The following is a 676-nucleotide window of genomic DNA, read 5'->3' as shown; positions in this document are numbered from 1 at the left end:
ATGGACGGGTTGAGCATGAGCAAACGTTCTGACCTGTGGGACGCATTCGCACGATCGGTGCGCGACCACATCAATGACTACACGGTTCCCCAATACGGGGATTACCCGGATGACTTACTCGAAGAATTCAGCGCGGAGAACTGTGTGCGTGCAATTGAGAAATACGTGCGCAGGTACGGGAAGAACAGCCGCCCCGGGCAGGCTCAACTGGACATGCTGAAGATCGCTCACTATGCCAGCGAGGCGTATCGGAAAATGGGTGAAGAGAATGGATAAAACAGAACGGTCAAAGTGGCATTGGTTGCTAGACCCTCTGGTAACCCTAACAAACCTGATGGATACAAAGGCGGATACCGATATAGATCGTGTGCGCACAGATATCCGAAAGGTAGCCAGCGTGCTGCTCCTTACGTATGTAAAGGAGAACAAACTGGAAGCAAGCTGGATAATTCGCCGGCACGATAATTTTCGAGTGTTTAAGGTGGATGGCGTATCGTATCAGTATGCAGACAAGTTCAACCTGCTTTCCGGGAATGGTAGGAGGGCTATCCTTGATGATGTCTACGGCATACCTTATATAGATGCCCTTATGCGGTTCAACGAGATGGAACGTAAAATGGATGAAGAAAATGACAAGACTTGAACAGGACGAGGTAGTCCTTGGCTGCTACACGAA

Annotated in this window: 2 protein-coding genes; both read left to right on the top strand. The window is 49.7% G+C overall.

Annotated features, from left to right (window positions below):
* On the top strand, positions 1–276 hold a 276-nt coding region (locus E4680_RS13955), incomplete at its 5' end, for a hypothetical protein (protein ID WP_205688958.1).
* On the top strand, positions 269–643 hold the full coding sequence (locus E4680_RS13950; RefSeq protein WP_135283035.1) for a hypothetical protein: 375 nt from the start codon (positions 269–271) through the stop codon (positions 641–643). The genes E4680_RS13955 and E4680_RS13950, both read left to right, overlap by 8 nt.
* Positions 644–676: the final 33 nt, after the last annotated feature.

Origin of the sequence: Candidatus Macondimonas diazotrophica (assembly GCF_004684205.1) — a bacterium.
GTDB lineage: Bacteria > Pseudomonadota > Gammaproteobacteria > UBA5335 > UBA5335 > Macondimonas > Macondimonas diazotrophica.
The sequence above is the reverse complement of the archived record's forward strand: the minus strand, read 5'-3'. Positions and strand labels throughout refer to the sequence as shown.

Bases quoted from the DNA above. Each gene is read 5' to 3' on its own strand.
- E4680_RS13950 (WP_135283035.1), top strand. From the start codon at position 269: ATGGATAAAACAGAACGGTCAAAGTGGCATTGGTTGCTAGACCCTCTG.